The organism is Arthrobacter sp. JUb115 (assembly GCF_004365035.1).
GTDB lineage: Bacteria > Actinomycetota > Actinomycetes > Actinomycetales > Micrococcaceae > Glutamicibacter.
Map to the genome: position 1 here is coordinate 79,300 of NZ_SOBS01000006.1, position 18,421 is coordinate 97,720.

An 18,421-nucleotide genomic window follows, 5' to 3' on the forward strand; every position below is an offset into this window, starting at 1 on the left:
GGGGTGCTATTTGCGCATCCCGTAGCGGATCGCATTGCGCTTGACGGTGCGCTGGATGCTGCTGCCGAAGAATCCCACGGTCATGATGGTGGCGGCAATCAGCCCCAGCAAGGCCAGGCAGCCGGAAATGTAGACCACCGGCGAATACGGCCCGGATTCGCTGGCAACGAATTCGGCGCGGCCGCCAAAACCGAGCCACAGCACCAGGGCGACGGCGAAAGCGATCAGGGTGCTCCACTTGCAGATCTTGTACATTCCTACTCCTGTGCTGGCGCCAATTGGCGGTAGAGGGCAGAAACCTGCGCCTCCAGTTCTTCCAAGGTACCGGAATTATCCAGCAGGTAGTCGGCTACGGCCGCCCGTTGGTCATCCGTGGCCTGCGCGGCCATCCGGGCCTCGGCATCTTCCCGGGTCCAGCCGCGGTCCTGGACCATGCGGCGGATGCGTTCGGCGTGCGGGGCGGCCACGACGACCACCGCGTCGAAGCTGTCCAGCTGGCCGGTCTCGACCAGCAGCGGGATGTCCTCGACCACCAGCGAGCCGGCTGGCGCTCCTTGGCGCAGCTTCGCCGCTTGCTCCCGCACCAGCGGGTGCACGATCGCGTTGAGCTTGGCCCGCGCCGCCTCGTCGGCGAAGACTATCGCGCCCAATGCGGGACGGTTCAGCGACCCGTCGGCCAGCAAAACGGCTTCGCCAAACGTGTCCTTGATCGCAGCCAGCCCGGGCGTGCCGGGTTCGACCACCTGGCGCGCCAACGCGTCGGCATCGATGACTACGGCTCCCAGGGCGGCCAATTTGGCCGAGACCGCAGATTTTCCGGAGGCCACTCCCCCGGTCAGTCCCACATGCATCATGTTCCCACCCTATAAACTAAGAGGGATGAACACCAACGACTCGGCCGCGACACGGTACACGACCTTGACCAGCGATTGCGTGCACGAGCTGGAAATCAAGCGTTCGCGATTCATCACCTACCTCTTCCGGGTCGAAACCGAGGCCGCCGCCCGCGCGCAGATCGCGGCCCTGCGCAAGACCCACTTCGATGCCCGCCACCACTGCAGCGCGTTCATCCTGGGCCCCGATCGCATGGCCCAGCGCTCCAACGACGACGGCGAGCCCTCGGGCACCGCCGGCATCCCGATGCTCGATGCCCTGGCCAAGCGCGAAATCGCCGACGGCAGCGTGCTCTCGGACGTGCTGGCCGTGGTGGTCCGCTACTTCGGCGGGATCAAGCTTGGCGCCGGCGGACTGGTCCGCGCATATTCCGAGGCGGTATCTTCCGGGCTGGACAATGCGCAGCTGCACCTGCGCCAGCGCATGCGGATCTTCACCTTCCCCGCCGCCCACGCCGACGCGGCCCGCTACGAGAACGAGCTGCGCGCCGCCTGCTACCAGGTCGAGCCGACCCTCTGGCAGGCCGATGCCGCAATCGTGCAGATCGGCATCCCGGACACTCCCGAAGCCGCCGCGCAGCTGCGCACCGGCATCGCCGCACTCACCTCCGGCGCCGGGGAACTGGCCGCAGCCAACACGCAATGGGTTGATCTGATTTGAACTCCGCCGCCAATCCCGAAGGCACGCCCGCTGCCGCCAGCAGCCTCCAGGCCCTGCTCCCCGCCCTGCGCCGCTGGCCCGATGTCGAAGCCGCCAACCTCTACGCCGCCGACGCCTGCGACCGGCTCATCCTGGACACCTGCGCCGCCGCGGCCGGACCCTCGGACCGCTGGCCGGATGCCATTGCGGTCATCGGCGACCACTACGGCGCGCTGGCCCTGGGCGCGCTGGCACTAGGCAGCACGAGCGTGCGCGTGCACACCGATTCGCTCACCGCCCGCCGGGCCATCGAGGCCAACCTCGCCCGGCTCATGCCCGAGCGGGCCGGAGACCTCGAATTCTGCACCCTGGAACAGGTCGCCCAGGGCGCCAGTTCGATCCTGCTGGCCCTGCCTCGCGGACTGGACGTGCTGGGAGAACAGGCCGCCGCGGCAGCTGCCGTCGCCGATCCAGGCGCGAAGCTTTTCGCCGGTGGCCGCATCAAGCACATGAGCCGTTCCATGAACGAGGTGCTCGCGGCGCATTTCACCCGCGTCGATGTCTCGCTGGCCCGGCAGAAATCCCGGGTGCTCACAGCCAGCACCCCGCGTGACGAACAGCCCGCCAGCAGCTTCCCGGCCACTGCCACCCACCAGGTGCGCGGCACCAGCTTCACGCTGCATGCCGGTGCCGGGACCTTCGGTGCCGCCCGGCTGGATCCAGGCACCCGGCTGCTGCTGGAAAACCTTCCGGACCTCTCCGGGCACGCCACGCTGGTCGATCTGGCCTGCGGCAACGGCGCGATCGGCATCTGCGCTGCGTTGGAAAACCCGCAGCTGCGCGTGGACGCCTCGGACCATTCGGCCTCCGCGGTCGCCTCCACCCTGGCCGCCGCGCAACGCAACAACCTGGCCGGACGCATCACCGCCGTGCAGGATGACGCCCTGGGCCGCCTGCCCGACGCCAGCGCCACCCTGGTCACGCTGAACCCGCCCTTCCACATCGGCAACACCGTCACCGCCGACATCGCGTTCAAGCTGATCGACGACGCCGCCCGCGTGCTCGCTCCCGGAGGCACCCTGCTGTGCGTGTTCAACTCGCACCTGCGCTACCGCAGCGAATTGGCCCGCCGCGTTGGCCCCACCGAACAGCTGGCCCGCGACAGGACCTTCACCGTGACTGCATCCAACCGCGCGCACTAGGCTTTTCCACAGGCCGTATTGCCGGCCGGTACGCCGCGCACCGCTTGGCGCATGCTGGGGCCATGAACAGAACTGTCAGCCAGGCGCTAGCCGGGCTTGCCCAAGCGATCAAGGACGCGCCGGCCCTCGCGGTGGACGACGCCCTGGCCGTCGCCGCGTTCATCCCCGTCCTGCACCAGACCCTGCTCTGCCCCGATCCAGCCACCGGCCCCGAACCCCACTACCTGCACGATCCGCGCTACGCCTTGGCCCTGGCCACCGCGGCTGAAGCTTCGGCCCACCAGGCCCTTCGCACCCAGATCTACGCAGCCCACCTGGTCGATGACACCGCGGCGCACACCCTGGCCCAGGTTGAACTCGCCGCGGCCCGCCAGGGCACCACCGATTTCTCCGTCCCTGCCCAGCGCACCGGAATGCGGCCCAGCTTCACCGGCCCTGCGGCACTGCTGGCATCTTGGCTGCGCACCGACCATTTCGAGGCCAAGCGCCGCATCCAGTCCGCCAGCCACGTCTTTGCGCAATACGACTACCAGCATCAGCGGCACCAGGCACAGTTCCCGCTGCTGGCGCGGCGCTTCGCCGATCTGCGCCAGCCGCCAGCCGAAGTGCTCAGCGCGGCCCGGCGCCTGGGCGCTCTGGAACCCCAACGCGACGAATACGCCGCACCGGCCACCGCCTCGGCGCTCACCGAAGATGGCGAGTTGCTGGAATCCATCGTCAACCAGCAATTGGACGAGCCCGACCCCGGCACCCGCAGGCAATTGGTCAACAGCTTCCTGAAATCCCAGAAGGAACGCTTGGGCAAGAAGCGGCCCGAAGCCCAGGAAGGCCTGTACCGGCGGGGCGAACGCGGCGGCCTGGTCCACTACGACCTCGCCCTGCGCCCTACGCGCGCAGAACTCTTCGAATCGGGCATTTCGCAAAGCGACAATCCCCGCTCCGGTTCCGGCCAAGCCGCACGGGAGGCTTTTGCCCAGTCTCCAGGACAACGTACAGAGCAGGATGCTGCCCCTGGCACTTCCTACCAGGCCGACGCCGGAGGCCATCCGGACTTCTTGACCGATGAGGAAGCTGCCGCCAGCGAAGATCCTGTTTCCCCACCGCTTTCTCCCGCGGCACGCCGCCTCAACGGCCTGATGAATCTGCTGGAGATCAACACGAAGCGGCTCCAGGAGCTGCTGGATGCCGCGCGCAATGGCGGGACCCCCAAGGGCGCCGATGGGAATGATGCAGGCACCGTGGATGTCCCCACCATCACCCCGCAGGTCGTGGTCATGCTGACCTTGGACGAGTTGGAAGGCCGCGCGAGAACCCATGGCATCACCCAGCACGGTTTCAAGCTCGATGCAACTGACCTGCGCCAGACCCTGGCCAGGGCACGCATCATCCCGATGGTGCTCGGCGGCAGGGGCGAGCTGCTTGATATCGGGCGCAGCCAGCGCAAGCATCCGAACTACATGCGCCTGGGTGTTGCGGTGCGCGATCGCGGCTGCATAGTTCCCGGGTGCACCATGGATCCCGAACGCTGCAACATCCACCACATCTGGTTCTGGTCCGAGGGCGGTGTCACTGCGGTCTACTGGAGCGCGATGCTCTGCGACACGCATCATCATGACGTTCATGCCGGGTTGATCAAGGTCATTGCCGACGATGGCGTACCCAAGGTCATCCTGCCCAGCTTCGTCGATCCCACCCAGACCCCGGTGCGCAACAGCTACCACATGGCCAAGGCCGCCTAGTTCGCGGCAATGCGCCGGCGCCATCCGGCTAGATCAAGAAAGGGCGTCCACCGTGCACGCGGACGGCTTGGGCGTTGATCCCCAATGGACGAAGGTCGATCCGGTCGATCTCGCCCCGCTCATTATTCTCGAAAGTATCAGCCGTAACCGAATCACCGGCAGGGGTCAGAACCGCCAGGCGGCGCTTGTTTCTGGCCAGAGGCTCGCGTGCCGATGCCGGGACGTAGTAGGCGCTGGCCTGCTTCCCTCCACCGTAGAGCCATGAAGCGCGCACCGCGACCGGGCGTGAGCCCCAGCCGCTGAGCCCTGCAATGACCAAGCGCTGGCCGGTTGCCTCTAGCAGTTTCCCATTCAGGTTTTCCCCATAGACCCAGGGCTGGGACGCGATGCCCAGGAACTCTTCGGCAGAGCGCTGGTTGACCGCATGCACCCCGTGCACCGGGCACACCTCTGAGCAGAAAATGAATCGCGGATCCTCAAATTTCTGCTTGGACCCGTTCTTGTCGTCGTTGCGGCACAGGCAGGCCCCGGTTTCTTCCGTTTCGATGAGGATCGCGTTGCCATAGGCCCGCAATGACGTTGGACCAATTCGGTGGTCCGCTGGAACTTCGAGTGCGAAAAGTCCCATCGATTTCAAGCGCATCCAGCGCAGCATGCTCAGCAGCAGGCTGATGCCCAGCAGGACGGCCGCGGCGTACACGTCAAGACGGTAGCCTTCATCCAAGTCATGCAGCGAATGAACTTCCGTGCTGACCAGTTCCCAGCCCAGCCGGAGCAGCGGGTAGATCAGTGCTCCTACCGCAAGCTTCCATACCATGGGCGACATTTGCTTGGTGATTCCAAAATCGCTCTCTTGCCCCGGCGCCAAGGCGATGCCTCCTGAGGCTTCACGCTTCCAGGTTCTCAGCAGGCGTCGGAACCGTGCGTCCATGAGACCTACGGACAGTGCGAGCAGCAGGAAATAGCCCAGCGCCAGCATCAGGATCCTTTGCAGGTCCCCGGCAGGAGCCAGCAGGAAATAGATTCCGGCGGCTACGCCCAAGCCCATCCAGGGTGATTGCCGTCCGCCGCCAAAGATCATGGCCAGGACGGTAGCGACCATGGAGAAGGAGAGGATGTCCATGAAGCCCTTGTCCAGGTACGGGGAATGCAGAAGATCCGAACGGACGAAGACCACCAGTGCAACCAGCGGAAGCCAGGTCGCTACGGCAACCCAGAAATTGGGAATAGTGCGCGGTACAGTTTCCCACTCCTCGTGGCTGACCTGGCGCACCGGGATCTGCTGTCCGGCAGTTGCGCCTGCCGCATAGTCTGCCGGCGAATTTCCTGTCGTTGCCATGTGCTACTACCTGCCGCTAGTGAGTCCACCTGATCGGTGCACTTTTAGTCTAACCTCAGCAAGTATTAAGAGCAGTGCTCCTTCGGAGCTATTCCTGCCCGGCGGATGTCAGCAGAAATAATGACGTGCCAGCCATGCCGGCATGCAAAAAAACCAGTTAAACAAACGAAGGTCCAACCCTTGCAGGGTTGGACCTTCGTGAATCAGCTAGAGCTAATCACGATCTCTGCACGAGGCAGAAGCCGGAATTAGTTGCCGGTCAGCTTCTCGCGCAGTGCAGCCAGTGCTTCGTCCGAAGCCAGGGTGCCTGCATCGGTGGCTGGTGCCTCCGAGGAGTACGAAGCTGGAGCTGGCTCGGAACCACCGGCAGCAGCAGGCTCTGCTTCTGCGTCGGCAGCGATAGCGGCAACAACCTGCTTCTTGTGTGCTTCCCAACGCTCCTGGGCAGCAGCGTACTGTGCTTCCCATGCAGCGCGCTGGGTGTCGAAGCCCTCGAGCCATTCGTTCGACTCTGGGTCGAAGCCCTCTGGGTACTTGTAGTTGCCGGCCTCGTCGTACTCTGCAGCCATGCCGTAGAGTGCTGGGTCGAACTCGGTGCCCTCTGGGTCAACACCTTCGTTAGCCTGCTTGAGCGACAGCGAGATGCGGCGGCGCTCCAGGTCGATGTCGATGACCTTGACGAACAGTTCGTCGCCAACGGAGACAACCTGCTCAGCCAGTTCAACGTGGCGAACTGCAAGCTCGGAGATGTGAACCAGGCCTTCGATGCCGTCTTCGACGCGTACGAACGCACCGAATGGAACCAGCTTGGTAACCTTGCCCGGTACAACCTGACCCAGTGCGTGGGTGCGGGCGAAGGTCTGCCAAGGATCTTCCTGGGTAGCCTTCAGCGACAGGGAAACGCGCTCGCGGTCCAGATCGACTTCCAGAACCTCTACGGTTACTTCCTGGCCAACCTCGACAACCTCGGATGGGTGGTCGATGTGCTTCCAGGACAGCTCGGAAACGTGTACCAGGCCGTCTACGCCGCCCAGGTCCACGAATGCACCGAAGTTGACGATGGAGGAAACAACGCCCGGACGAACCTGGCCCTTTTCCAGCTTGTTGAGGAAGGTCGAGCGAACCTCGGACTGGGTCTGCTCGAGCCATGCACGGCGGGAAAGCACAACGTTGTTGCGGTTCTTGTCCAGCTCGATGATCTTGGCTTCGATTTCCTGGCCGATGTATGGAGCCAGGTCGCGCACACGGCGCATCTCGACGAGCGATGCTGGCAGGAAGCCACGCAGGCCGATGTCCAGGATGAGGCCACCCTTGACAACCTCGATGACGGTACCGGTAACGACGCCGTCCTCTTCCTTGATCTTTTCGATGTCGCCCCAAGCGCGCTCGTACTGCGCACGCTTCTTGGACAGGATCAGGCGGCCTTCCTTGTCTTCCTTGGTCAGGACCAAGGCTTCGACGCTGTCGCCAACGGTGACAACTTCACCTGGGTCAACGTCGTGCTTGATGGAAAGCTCGCGGGAAGGGATGACACCTTCGGTCTTGTAACCGATGTCGAGCAGAACTTCGTCGTGGTCAACCTTGACGACGGTGCCTTCGACGAGGTCACCATCGTTGAAGTACTTGATGGTGGCGTCGACTGCGGCCAAGAAGTCCTCAGCAGATCCAATGTCGTTGATTGCGACGACTGGTGCGCTGTTGTTCTCGTTCGAGGTGATGGTCATGTAGTAGGGACTCCGATGTGGATAGATTTGATCAGTCGAAACCCCGGAAGTCCCGGAATTTCGAAGGGGGTAGAACATGAATGCGGACATGACGAAGCCATGGCACGCTGTTCAAGTCTACGCGCCTAGCACACCGCGGGTCAAAGCGTAACCCGCTAACATCCTCGCCAGCATTTTGTGAACTTCGTCATATAAACCGGATAATGCGACCCGTCCCACTAGAAACCGTGCGGCGTGAAACCCTCGCGAGCCACGCTGAACAAGTGAACCCAGTCCCCCGCAGCTCCCCCGCCGACCAGTTCGGCGCGTCCCGAATCCAGCAATTGGTCCAGCTGCACGGTGCCCAGGTACAGTCCAGCCAGCTCCCGCTCCGAAAGCGCCACGCGCGGCAGCCCGGAGTCGGCCTGCCCGTCCTCGATCCGGCTCACCGTGGCGCGGGAATCGGACACCTCGAAGAGGTAGGTTCCGGAGATCAGCTCCAGCCGGTCGCTCACGCTCAATAGCAGCCGGGCATCGCGCTGGTAGCCGCGCGCTTGGAAGGCGGCAACAACATCGAGCACGCGCAGCCACAGCACATCGTCAATGGAACGCACGTGGTAGTCCCGCACGTTCTCCAGCACCTGGCGCAGTGGATCGGCCACCGGGCCTTGGCCATGCACTTCTTCGACCAGATCATGGTTGCCCAGGTACTCGAAGAGCTTGATGCGCGCGGCGTCGCTGGTGGCCACCAACTTGTGCACCACCAGCTTCGCCTTGGGCTCGTCCCAGCCGCCGAACTTGTAGGTGGCGAATCCGCCGAGCTGGCCAGCGTCATCGTAGTAGGCGGCAAAACGCAGGTTCTTCGGCTTTTCCAGGGTCTCCCAGGTGTCCCAGCGGCCCAGGGCAAAGCCATTGTCGAACTCGGTGCTGTCCACGGAGCCGAAGGTCTGCTCGAGCGCGCGCACGGCCAGCGCGGCATAGCCGGGCCCGAAATGCTGCGGATCGGCATCCACCACCCGGCCGGGTACCTGCACGCGCAGCTTCACCCCGTGGGCGCACTTGAGCGTGAATCGGCTTTGGTAGGTAGCTGGCTCGAAGCCGTACCGCCCGTAGATCGTCGCTTCCGACGCGGTCAAAGCCGCAATAGGGAAACCCGCCTGCTGGGCATAGGCCAGGTCGGCGGTGATTTGCCTGGACAGGATGCCGCGGCGCCGATAGCTCGGCGCGACGGTGACCGCGGAGATCTTGTGCGTTGCCACCGGCGCCTCGCCGCCGGCATTGAGCAGCCCGGGGAATGCTCCATAGGTGTGCACCGGGTAGGTTGCATGGCGCGAGTGCGGTTCGGCCTGCTGATCGAACACCAGGGAGAAGCGCATTTTCTGCGCATAAGTCAGGTCCAGGTAGTGCGTCCAATTGGGCTCTTCGGGCAGCTGCTCGTAGAAGCCGATCCCGGTGGCCTGATGGAACAGCTTGATCGATTCGTCGAGTTCCGGACTGCGGATCGCAGCCTGGCAGGTCCGGGTTTCCAGCTGCGGCGGGGTCTCTGGTCTCATCGTGCTCCTTGGCGAGGAAATCGGCTGATCACAGTCTATGCGCCTGTCCGGCCGGCGCAAGGGGTGCATTCACCAGGCAGCGGAGAGCGTGGTGAACCGCAGGCCGGAATCCAGCACCTGCCCCAGCCCGAGCGCCACGCCCTTGGCAGTACCCGAGGCGGGCTGGTTGAAGTGCCCGATGCCGACGTCCCCGGCGGCCAGCTGGCGGACCTGGGCGGCCACGGCTTGCGCGCCAAAGGTCGCCCCGGCGTCCAGGTTGACGGTGAAGTTCATCGGCACCACGCCCAGGTCCCGGCACATTGCCGCGCCGGCTTCGTCCATATGGGCGGTGCCGGAGCGGAAGAATTTCGCGGTGATGCCGAATTGGTCGGCAAGATACCGCTGGTTGCCCATCACCTCGTCGTAGGCCTGGCCGATCGACTCCGTGCCCCCGATGCCGTAGGCTGCCTGCCCGGAAGTGGCCAGCGGGGCGTGGCTGGTTCCGTGGTTGGCGATCTCGAACAGCTCGTCGCTTACCAGCTCGTCCATCAGCGGCGCGTTGGCGCGTGCCCAGCGTTCGTTCACGAAGAGGGTCGCGGGCACCTGCTTGGCACGCAAGGCGTCCAGCAGGGCCCCATCCACTCCCGAGCCCCGGGGTCCCCCGCAGGCATCGAAGGTCAACGCCGCGGCGGCATTGCCCTTGGGCAGGCCCAGCTCGATGCCCGGGACTTCCAGCCCGAACTGCCCTGCAGGAACATTCTTGAACTTTTCCATGACCTGGCTCCGGCTCGGATACACCGTCTGGAGGCTGGCGGTAGGCCGGGGCGAAGCAGTGGCGGTGGGCGAAGGACTCGCCATTGCCGAGGCCGACGCGGACCCGGCTCGTTCCGCCGGTCCGCCGGTACTGCAACCGGAGACCACCGCGGCGGCCAGCGCCCCCAGCCCCAGGCTTCCGGTTTTCAGCGCCCAACGGCGCGAGTAGTGCTCCAAGTTCGCCTCTTTCCCCAAGCCCATTCGATCCTGCCGAAAGGGGCAGGAACACCCGCGGTGCCCCTGCCCCTTTCGATTGCTGCCCCTAGTGCGCGGCGTCGTGCCAGGTCCGGCCGATGCCCGGCTGGACATCCAGCGGCACCAGCAGATCTGCGGCCTGTCCCATTTCGCGGGTCACCAGCTCCTGCACTGCTTCCAGCTCCCCCTCGGCGATCTCCAGGATGAGTTCGTCATGGACCTGCAGCAGCATCCGGGACTTGTACTGCCCAGCGCGCAGTCCCTCATCGATGCGCAGCATGGCCACCTTCACCAGGTCGGCGGCCGAACCCTGGATCGGGGCGTTCAACGCGGCACGCTCGGCGATGTCGCGCAGCCGGCGATCCGAGCTGTTCAGCTCCGGCAGGTAGCGGCGGCGTCCGAAAATGGTTTCGGTGTAGCCATCCTTGCGGGCCTGGTCGACGACCGAACGCAGGTAGGTGCGCACGGCACCGAAGCGGTCGAAGTAGTCCTTCATCAGCTTGCGGGCCTCGTCCACGCCGATCTTCAGCTGCTTGGACAGCCCGAAGCTGCTCAGCCCATAGGCCAGGCCGTAGCTCATCGCCTTGACCTTCGAGCGCATCTCCGAGGTGACCTCGTCCGGCTCGACGTTGAACACGCGCGAACCGACATAGCGGTGCAGGTCCTCGCCGTTCTGGTAGGCCTCGATCAGCCCCTCGTCTTCGGAGAGGTGCGCCATGATGCGCATTTCGATCTGCGAGTAGTCCACTGTCAGCAGGCTCTGGTAGCCGGCCCCGACCATGAAGACGTCGCGGATGCGACGGCCCTCTTCCGAACGCACCGGGATGTTCTGCAGGTTCGGGTTCAGGCTGGAGAGGCGCCCGGTCGCGGCCACGGTCTGCGCATAGGTGGTGTGGATCCGGCCATCATCGTGGGTGGCCTTGAGCAGGCCGTCCACGGTCTGGCGCAGCTTGATCGCGTCGCGGTAGGCCATCAGCGCGACCAGGAACGGGTGCCCGGTCTTGACCAGCAGATCCTGCAGCGACTCGGCATCGGTGGTGAAACCGGTCTTGATCTTCTTGGTGCGCGGCAGATCCAGCTCTTCGAACAACACCACCTGCAGCTGCTTCGGGCTGGAGAGGTTGACTTCGTGGCCGATCGCGGCGAACGCGTCGTTGGTGGCCTGGTCCACCTGCTCGGTGAAGTGGGCACGCAGTTCGTTCAGGCGATCCACGTCCACTGCCACGCCGGCGCGTTCCATCTCGAAGAGTACCGGAATCAGCGGCAGCTCCATCTCGGCAGCCAGTTTGTCCGCGTGCTTCTCGGCCAGCTTGGTAGCCAGGTAGGCGGAGAGGTCGTGGATGGCCTGCGCCTGGGCCAACGTTGGCTCGGCAAGATCCGAAGTGAGCCCCAGATCCAGTTCGCCCTTCTTGGCCTGATGCACCGGCACGGCGTACTTCAGGTGGTACTGCACCACGTCCACCAGGTCGTGGCTGCGGCGATCGGGCTGGATCAGGTAGGCGCTGATCAAGGTGTCGTCCTTGATGCCGGCGATCCGCAGCCCGCGCTCGATGAGCAGGTGCATGGCGGCCTTGGCATCGTGGAAGAGCTTCGGCGCGTTCTCATCGGCCAGGAACTGCGCAAGCACGCCTTCGGTGGCTTCATCGAGTTCGGCCAGTTCCAGCCAGAGGGCTTCGGACCCGCGGAAAAGGGCCAGACCCACGGCTTCGCCGTCAACCGCAGCAGGCTGGATTGCGATCGGCGCGCCCTTCCCGGCCCCGATGAATCCGTCCAGTGCGTCGGCATCGGCGCCGAGCACCCGGGAGAATTCGGCAACTTCGGGTGCCGCTTCCTCTTCCTGGGCTGCAAACAGGTCGAACAGGCGCTTGCGCAGGGTGTTGAATTCCAGCGCGTCGAACAGGTTCTCGATCTCTTCGCGGTTCGGGGCTTCGAGTTCCATCTGATCGAGCGTGACCGGGAGTTCCAGGTCGTGCTTGAGCTGGTTCAACCGGCGGTTGCGGGTCACGTTGTCCACGTGCTCGCGCAGCGACTCGCCGACCTTGCCCTTGATGTTCTCCACATTCTCCAGGATGCCAGCCAGGTCCCCGTAGAGGTTGATCCATTTGGCGGCGGTCTTCGGCCCCACGCCTGGCACACCGGGCAAGTTATCCGCGGTTTCGCCGACCAGAGCCGCCAAATCCGAGTAGCGCTCGGGACGCACGAAGTACTTGGCTTCCACCGCTGCGGCATCCATCGGCGGGATATCGCTGATGCCCTTCTTCGGGTACAGCACCAAGGTCTTGTCGGTGATCAGCTGGAAGGCGTCGCGGTCGCCGGACACCACCAGCACGTTGAAACCGGCTTCTTCGCCCTGGGTGGCCAGCGTGGCCAGGATGTCATCGGCCTCGAAGCTCTCCAGGGTGATCGAAGGGATGTTCATCGCCTTCATGACTTCCTGGATCAGATCGATCTGCCCGTAGAACTCTTCGGGCGTCTTATTGCGTCCGCCCTTGTACTCGGTGTACTCCAGCGAGCGGAAAGTCGGGGTGTCCAAGTCGAAGGCCACCGCAACGTGGGTGGGCTTTTGCTGGCGGATCATCGTCAGCAGCATCGATACGAATCCGTGCACGGCATTGGTGTGCTGGCCGGTGCTTGTTGCGAAGTTCTCTGCAGGCAGCGCATAGAACGCGCGGAAGGCCATGGAGTGTCCGTCAATAATCAGCAGTCTCTTGTCCGACGAGGCAGTCGGTTTGGTAGTTTCGCTCACACCTGAAAGCCTAGTTGCCATGAGCGACAATTTCACTTCTCGAACCACGCAATCTTCGGCACATCCGTTTGCCGCGCAGCTGGCCCGCCACGGCATTCCCGAATCCATGTGGCCCTACCTGCTGCACAATGGCGTGGGCGAACTCGTGGAGAAACTGGAAATCATCTTCACCGGGTTCGAACCGCAGCGCGTTGCCGCCACCATGCCGGTGGCGGGCAACACCCAGGTCTACGGCATCCTGCATGGCGGCGCTTCGGCGGCACTTGCCGAAACCCTCGGTTCGATGGCCGCTGCGCTGCACGGTGCCGGCCGGGCCAACCCGGTCGGCGTGGATTTGAACATCACCCACCACAAGGCCGGGCGCACCGGGCTGGTCACCGGGGTATGCACGCCGGTGCATCTGGGCCGCAGCAGCACCTGCCATGAGATCGTGATCAGCAATGAGCAGGGCCAGCGTGTCGCGACCGCTCGCATCACCAATATGCTGCTGCCGGTCGAAAACTGATCCCCGCAGGCGCCGTTCGCGCCAAGCGCGGCGGATCCGGCTTCTCCGGAACGCGGACCTGGCCGGCAGATTCCTTTGGCCGCTTAGCCGATCGCGTAGCGCGAGAGGAAGATATCCGCGCCGAGCTCGGTGATCCCCAGGGCCGAGAGCTGCGTGCTGATCCCGCGGCCAAAGATATTGGCCCCGTCGCCCAGCACCTCCGGAACGGTAACCAGAAGCAGCTCATCGAGCGCATCGGCTTCGACGAACGCTCCAGCCAGGTCGGCACCGCCAACCACCCACACGTCCCCGGCCCCTGCGCTCTGGGCGATGTCCCGGCTCCAGAAGCCCACCTCGCCGCGGATGAAGGTCAGGTCCGCTCCGGGCAGTGTCGGCAGTTCATGGTGTGTGAAGACCCACACCGGCTTCTCGCCGAACACCCACGGCACGGTTCCCTCGGCAGCATCACGGACGATGTTCTCGTAGGTCTTGCCACCGATCACTACGGCGCCGACGCTCCCGAAGAACTCGTCGAAATGCTTTTTCACTCCCGGCTGCGTGGCATAGGGGATGAACCATTGGACGCTTCCGCTGCGATCGGCGATAAAACCATCGATGGAGGCACCCACGTAGTACTTGAAGCTAGTCATGGCTCCAGTCTAGGGGTGCCTCCATCGAAGGCAATATCAAGTTGTCGAGGGACCCGAAAATCGTGTCGGATCCACCCGCAGCCGCGAGCAGTTCCTAGTGGCTCGAGGAGAAGCCCAGGATCGCTTCGCTCAGCTGCGGCACGATCAGCACCACGCCGAAGAGGACGATCAGGCCGCAAATCGCGAAGCAAGCGTAGGCTCCGGCATTGCTCAGGCTCTGGTTGCGGCCCTCGTCCTTGGCAACTGCCAGCAGGCGGACGCCGAAGGAGTAGGCCGCCACGATCGCCATCGCGGAAAACCAGGTGATGGCGGCGACGATGAGAAAGGCTGTCCAGTCAATCATGAATTATCGGCTTCCTTCTGCGCTGCGGCAGCCTTGGCCAGCTTGGCTTCCGCCTTGGCCTTGGCACGGCGTTCCTTCTTGGTCAGGATGTTCACCGCTGCGCCCGAGTTATCGATGTCGGAAATGTTCGACTCGTGGTCATGCGGCTGCTTGCGCGAGAGGAACCAGATGGTCAGCATGGCGCCGGTGCCGGCGATCGCGACAATCACGATGCCGATGGTGCCCAGGTGGGTGATCGCTGCGGCCACGCCGCCAACGGCCGCGGCTGCTGGCAGGGTGAACAGCCAGCCCAACGCGATGCGTCCTGCGGTGCCCCAGCGGACTTCGCCGCCCTTGCGGCCCATGCCCGAACCGATCACGGAGCCGGAGGCTACCTGGGTGGTGGACAGCGCGAAGCCCAGGTGCGAGGAGGTCAGGATCGCCGAAGCGGTGGACATCTCGGCTGCGAAGCCCTGCGCGGGCTTCACGTCGGTCAGGCCCGAACCCATGGTGGCGATGATGCGCCAGCCGCCGGTGTAGGTACCCAGCGCGATGGCGAAGGCACAGGTGGCAACAACCCAGAACTGCACGCCGGAGTCGGAATCCTGCAGGCCAGAAGCCACCAGGGTCAGGGTGATGATGCCCATGGTCTTCTGCGCATCGTTAGTGCCGTGGGACAGCGCGACCAGCGAGGAAGAGAAGATCTGCCCGTAGCGGAAGCCGCCGCGCTTGGGCGCCGCTCCATTCTCGCGCTTGGTGATCGCGTAGGCCAGCTTGGTGCACAGGTACGCGGAGATGCCGGCGATCACCGGCGCGCACAGGGCCGGAAGCAGCACCTTGGAGAGCAGCACGCTGTAGTTCACCGAGGCGAAGCCTGCACCGACGATCGCGGCGCCTACCAGGCCGCCGAACAATGCGTGGGAGGAGCTCGAAGGCAGTCCCAGCAACCAGGTGAACAGGTTCCAGATCACGGCGCCCATCAGGCCGGCGAAAATCATCGCCGGCCCAATAGCCACGCCCGAGGTCGGGTCTTCGTTGATGATGCCGCCTGAAATGGTCTTCGCTACCTCGGTGGAGAGGAATGCGCCAACCAGGTTCAGAATTGCGGCGAGGGCAACTGCCTTCTTAGGGGAAATTGCTCCGGTTGCGATTGGGGTGGCCATCGCATTGGCCGTGTCATGGAAACCATTGGTGAAGTCGAAAAACAACGCCAAGGCAATGACCAGGACGACGATAAGCGTCAAATCCATTGAATACCAGCCTGAGGGGTCGAACGGCAAGGAAAAGGAGAACGGGCCAGAAATAGGATCCTGCGAAAGGCATTGGCGTGCAGGACTTCGTTCTAAGCGCAATTTCCATCTTAGGCGTACGGCGCAGTACGTCAATCCGGAACTTCAACCCCATCCGGGGAAAACTCGGATGAACAACTGGTTACCAGAGGGTTAACTAGCCTCCAAGCGCGGTATCGGCGCATCGCAGGCATAAAAAATGTGCGCCAAACCATAAGTGGCTTGGCGCACAATCCAGTGCTTGGCGGTCCCTACTTGACCTGGTCGACGACCGTCTCGGCAACCTGGCGCATGCTCAGGCGGCGATCCATGGAGGTCTTCTGGATCCAGCGGAACGCTTCCGGCTCGGTCAAGCCCATCTTGGTGATGAGCAGCGACTTGGCGCGATCAACCAGCTTGCGGGTTTCGAACTGCTCGGCCAGGTTGCTGACTTCTTCCTCCAGCGCGCGCAGCTCGTCATTGCGGGAAATCGCGATTTCGATGGCCGGAGTGAGGTCTGCCGGGGTGAACGGCTTGACCACGTAGGCCATGGCACCGGCTTCGCGGGCACGCTCCACCAGTTCCTTCTGGCTGAAGGCGGTCAGCAAGACGACCGGGGCGATGCGTTCCTTGACGATGGCTTCGGCGGCGGTGATGCCATCCATGACCGGCATCTTCACGTCCATGAGCACCAGATCGGGCTTCAATTCGCGCGCCTTCTCCAGGGCGGTCTGGCCGTTGTCGGCTTCGGCGACGACGTCGTACCCTTCGGAACGGAGAATTTCGACGATATCCAAGCGGATCAGGGTTTCATCCTCGGCAACGACCACTCGACGCGGAGTGGATTGCACCTCGGATGGGATGCGGGTGATTTCAGGTAGTTCGCTCATTGGCGCCTTCCTCCATGGTCAGAAATCCTGCCCGCTGAATGGGCAGTATCTAGATGGTTTCAGTTCAGCGAAGCCACGTTGCCTCGGTTTCACATCTAAGCCTACTGGCATGTACTCTTGTTGAGGCGAAGACGCGAGGTTCCTGATTAGGAAATCTGGAAAACCTCTAGTAAAGTAGTCAAAGTGCCAGCCCAAGTGGCGGAATCGGTAGACGCGCCGCACTCAAAATGCGGTATCGAAAGATGTGTGGGTTCGAGTCCCACCTTGGGCACCAGCATGAAGGCCGTTGGATCGGAAATTGTCCGGTTCAACGGCCTTTTTTGCGCGCGCAACCACAGGGCACGTGCTCGAGTTCACAATCGCGCTTTGCGGGCGCCAAGGCAAAAAATCCACCCTGCTCCAGAATTCTGGAGCAGGGCGGATTTTCTTGCCTCAGCTAGTGCGCGACAGAGCGTCTACAGGTTTTTCGGCGTGGAGACGTTTTCCGGTGCCCACGGACCGACCTTCTCGCGAGCAGGCATCGGCTTGCCATTGACCAGCTGGCCGGCATCGGCGAGGTCGCCGACCTTGTGCACGCGCAGCGAGTTGGTGGACCCCGCCTGTCCCGGAGGGGAGCCGGCGGCGATGCACACGATATCGTTGAGCTCCGCCAGGCCTTCGGAGAGCAGCGCCTCGTCCACCTGGGCGGTCATCTTGTCAGTGTGGTCGGCGTAGGCCACCAGGCGTGCCTGCACACCCCACATCAGGGTCATGATGTTGTAGGTCTGCTGCAGCGGGGTGAAAGCCAGGACCGGCTTCTTCGGGCGCAGGCGCGAGAGGCGCCGTGCCGAGTCGCCGGACTGGGTGAAGGCGACGATGTACTTCGCGTCGAGCTGATCGGCGATCTCCACCGCGGCACGGGTGATCGCGCCGCCGCGGGTCTTCGGCTGGGAGCCCAAGCGGGGAATGCGATCCAGGCCGTGCTGCTCGGTCGAGGAGATGATGCGCGACATGGTCTCCACGGTTTCCACCGGGTACGCGCCCACGGAGGTCTCCCCCGAGAGCATGACCGCGTCGGCGCCGTCGAGCACCGCATTGGCGCAGTCCGAAGCCTCGGCGCGGGTCGGGGTCGGCGATTCGATCATCGATTCGAGCACCTGGGTGGCGACGATGACCGGCTTGGCCCAGCGGCGTGCCAGCTCCACGGCACGCTTCTGCACGACCGGAACTTCTTCCAGCGGCAGCTCCACGCCCAAGTCGCCGCGGGCGACCATGATGGCGTCGAAGGCATTGATGATTTCTTCCAGCGCGGCCACGGCCTGCGGCTTCTCGATCTTGGCGATCACCGGCACGCGTCGGCCTTCTTCGTCCATGATCTCGTGCACGCGCTCGATGTCCTCGGCATTGCGCACGAAGGACAGTGCGACCATGTCGATGCCGGCACGCAGTGCCCAGCGCAGGTCGTCCTCGTCCTTTTCGCTCAATGCGGGAACGTTCACCGCGACGCCTGGCAGGTTGATGCCCTTGTTATTGGACACCTCGCCTCCGACGACAACCTCGGAACGCACCGAAGTCTGGTCAACTGCCAGCGCCTTGAGCTTGACCTTGCCATCGTTGATCAGCAGGAAATCGCCCGGCTGGACATCGGTGGGAAGGCCCTTGAAGGTGGTGGAGCACAGGTTGCGGGTACCTTCGATGTCCTCGATGGTGATGGTGAATTCCTCACCAGCCTCGAGGATGTACTTGGCGTTGTCCTTGAAGCGGCCAAGGCGGATCTTCGGACCCTGCAGGTCGGCGAAGATGCCGACCGCGCGGCCGATCTCCGCGGCCGCATTGCGCACATTCGCCAGGGATTGTGCGTGCATGGAGTGGTCTCCATGGCTCATGTTCAGGCGGGCTACGTCTACGCCCGCCTTCAGTACCGCTACAGTATTTTCATAACTTGCCAGGGCCGGGCCCCAGGTTGCCACAATCTTTGCGCGTCTCATTCCGTCAGCCAAATGCCTTTCATGTTCACATAGGCAAA

Annotated in this window: 17 protein-coding genes and 1 tRNA gene; 6 read left to right on the top strand and 12 right to left on the bottom strand. The window is 63.8% G+C overall.

Annotated elements, in window-relative coordinates; translation table 11 throughout:
- Positions 1-6: 6 nt before the first annotated feature.
- Together EDF61_RS11790 and coaE are read right to left on the bottom strand one after the other, a co-directional pair.
- Entirely contained in the window at positions 7-255 is a 249-nt protein-coding gene (locus EDF61_RS11790) for a hypothetical protein (protein ID WP_105656691.1), read from the bottom strand.
- A 2-nt stretch (positions 256-257) separates the two neighbouring features.
- Complete coding sequence (gene coaE / locus EDF61_RS11795; protein ID WP_133834226.1) at positions 258-854, bottom strand: dephospho-CoA kinase; 597 nt, start codon at positions 852-854, stop codon at positions 258-260.
- Positions 855-879: 25 nt separating this feature from the next.
- Between coaE and EDF61_RS11800 the strand changes: the two genes are divergently transcribed.
- The 3 genes from EDF61_RS11800 to EDF61_RS11810 all read left to right on the top strand — a co-directional run bounded on the left by EDF61_RS11800 (position 880) and on the right by EDF61_RS11810 (position 4,474).
- Positions 880-1,554 (top strand): IMPACT family protein, encoded by a 675-nt coding sequence (locus tag EDF61_RS11800; protein ID WP_133834227.1) that lies wholly within the window; start codon positions 880-882, stop codon positions 1,552-1,554.
- Positions 1,551-2,735 (top strand): class I SAM-dependent methyltransferase, encoded by a 1,185-nt coding sequence (locus EDF61_RS11805; RefSeq protein WP_286172221.1) that lies wholly within the window; start codon positions 1,551-1,553, stop codon positions 2,733-2,735. The genes EDF61_RS11800 and EDF61_RS11805 overlap by 4 nt, the downstream gene beginning before the upstream one ends.
- 62 nt (positions 2,736-2,797) lie before the next feature.
- Positions 2,798-4,474 (top strand): HNH endonuclease signature motif containing protein, encoded by a 1,677-nt coding sequence (locus tag EDF61_RS11810; protein WP_133834228.1) that lies wholly within the window; start codon positions 2,798-2,800, stop codon positions 4,472-4,474.
- A 28-nt stretch (positions 4,475-4,502) separates the two neighbouring features.
- Here EDF61_RS11810 and EDF61_RS11815 read toward each other — a convergent pair whose 3' ends face one another.
- The 4 genes from EDF61_RS11815 to EDF61_RS11830 form a co-directional block, all read right to left on the bottom strand.
- Positions 4,503-5,813: a hypothetical protein gene (locus EDF61_RS11815; protein WP_133834229.1), complete on the bottom strand. Its 1,311-nt coding sequence runs from the start codon at positions 5,811-5,813 to the stop codon at positions 4,503-4,505.
- A 248-nt stretch (positions 5,814-6,061) separates the two neighbouring features.
- Positions 6,062-7,537, bottom strand: a complete 1,476-nt coding sequence (rpsA, locus tag EDF61_RS11820; protein ID WP_013349277.1) for a 30S ribosomal protein S1 — start codon at positions 7,535-7,537, stop codon at positions 6,062-6,064.
- 218 nt (positions 7,538-7,755) lie between these two features.
- Positions 7,756-9,069, bottom strand: a complete 1,314-nt coding sequence (locus tag EDF61_RS11825) for a GNAT family N-acetyltransferase (RefSeq protein ID WP_166650792.1) — start codon at positions 9,067-9,069, stop codon at positions 7,756-7,758.
- A 69-nt stretch (positions 9,070-9,138) separates the two neighbouring features.
- Positions 9,139-9,822, bottom strand: coding sequence for a polysaccharide deacetylase family protein (locus EDF61_RS11830; RefSeq protein WP_286172224.1), 684 nt, complete (start codon positions 9,820-9,822; stop codon positions 9,139-9,141).
- On the opposite strand from EDF61_RS11830, the gene EDF61_RS19100 reads away from it, so the two are divergent.
- Entirely contained in the window at positions 9,809-10,030 is a 222-nt protein-coding gene (locus tag EDF61_RS19100) for a hypothetical protein (RefSeq protein ID WP_286134100.1), read from the top strand. The two genes, EDF61_RS11830 and EDF61_RS19100, sit on opposite strands and share 14 nt — an antisense overlap.
- 93 nt (positions 10,031-10,123) lie before the next feature.
- On the opposite strand, the gene polA is transcribed toward EDF61_RS19100, so the two are convergent.
- Positions 10,124-12,736 (bottom strand): DNA polymerase I, encoded by a 2,613-nt coding sequence (gene polA / locus EDF61_RS11835; RefSeq protein ID WP_286172237.1) that lies wholly within the window; start codon positions 12,734-12,736, stop codon positions 10,124-10,126.
- Between the two features lie 85 nt (positions 12,737-12,821).
- On the opposite strand from polA, the gene EDF61_RS11840 reads away from it, so the two are divergent.
- Positions 12,822-13,307, top strand: a complete 486-nt coding sequence (locus EDF61_RS11840; RefSeq protein ID WP_105656699.1) for a hotdog fold thioesterase — start codon at positions 12,822-12,824, stop codon at positions 13,305-13,307.
- An 83-nt stretch (positions 13,308-13,390) separates the two neighbouring features.
- On the opposite strand, the gene EDF61_RS11845 is transcribed toward EDF61_RS11840, so the two are convergent.
- The 4 genes from EDF61_RS11845 to EDF61_RS11860 form a co-directional block, all read right to left on the bottom strand.
- Complete coding sequence (locus tag EDF61_RS11845) at positions 13,391-13,936, bottom strand: dihydrofolate reductase family protein (protein WP_105656700.1); 546 nt, start codon at positions 13,934-13,936, stop codon at positions 13,391-13,393.
- A gap of 94 nt (positions 13,937-14,030) precedes the next feature.
- Positions 14,031-14,279 (bottom strand): hypothetical protein, encoded by a 249-nt coding sequence (locus tag EDF61_RS11850; RefSeq protein WP_105656701.1) that lies wholly within the window; start codon positions 14,277-14,279, stop codon positions 14,031-14,033.
- Positions 14,276-15,508 (bottom strand): inorganic phosphate transporter, encoded by a 1,233-nt coding sequence (locus EDF61_RS11855; protein WP_105656702.1) that lies wholly within the window; start codon positions 15,506-15,508, stop codon positions 14,276-14,278. The genes EDF61_RS11850 and EDF61_RS11855 overlap by 4 nt, the downstream gene beginning before the upstream one ends.
- A 290-nt stretch (positions 15,509-15,798) precedes the next feature.
- Positions 15,799-16,416, bottom strand: a complete 618-nt coding sequence (locus EDF61_RS11860) for an ANTAR domain-containing response regulator (protein ID WP_105656703.1) — start codon at positions 16,414-16,416, stop codon at positions 15,799-15,801.
- A 189-nt stretch (positions 16,417-16,605) separates the two neighbouring features.
- On the opposite strand from EDF61_RS11860, the gene EDF61_RS11865 reads away from it, so the two are divergent.
- A tRNA-Leu gene (locus EDF61_RS11865) sits at positions 16,606-16,690 on the top strand.
- Positions 16,691-16,871: 181 nt separating this feature from the next.
- Here EDF61_RS11865 and pyk read toward each other — a convergent pair.
- Positions 16,872-18,383, bottom strand: a complete 1,512-nt coding sequence (pyk, locus tag EDF61_RS11870; protein ID WP_133834232.1) for a pyruvate kinase — start codon at positions 18,381-18,383, stop codon at positions 16,872-16,874.
- Positions 18,384-18,421 lie beyond the last annotated feature (38 nt).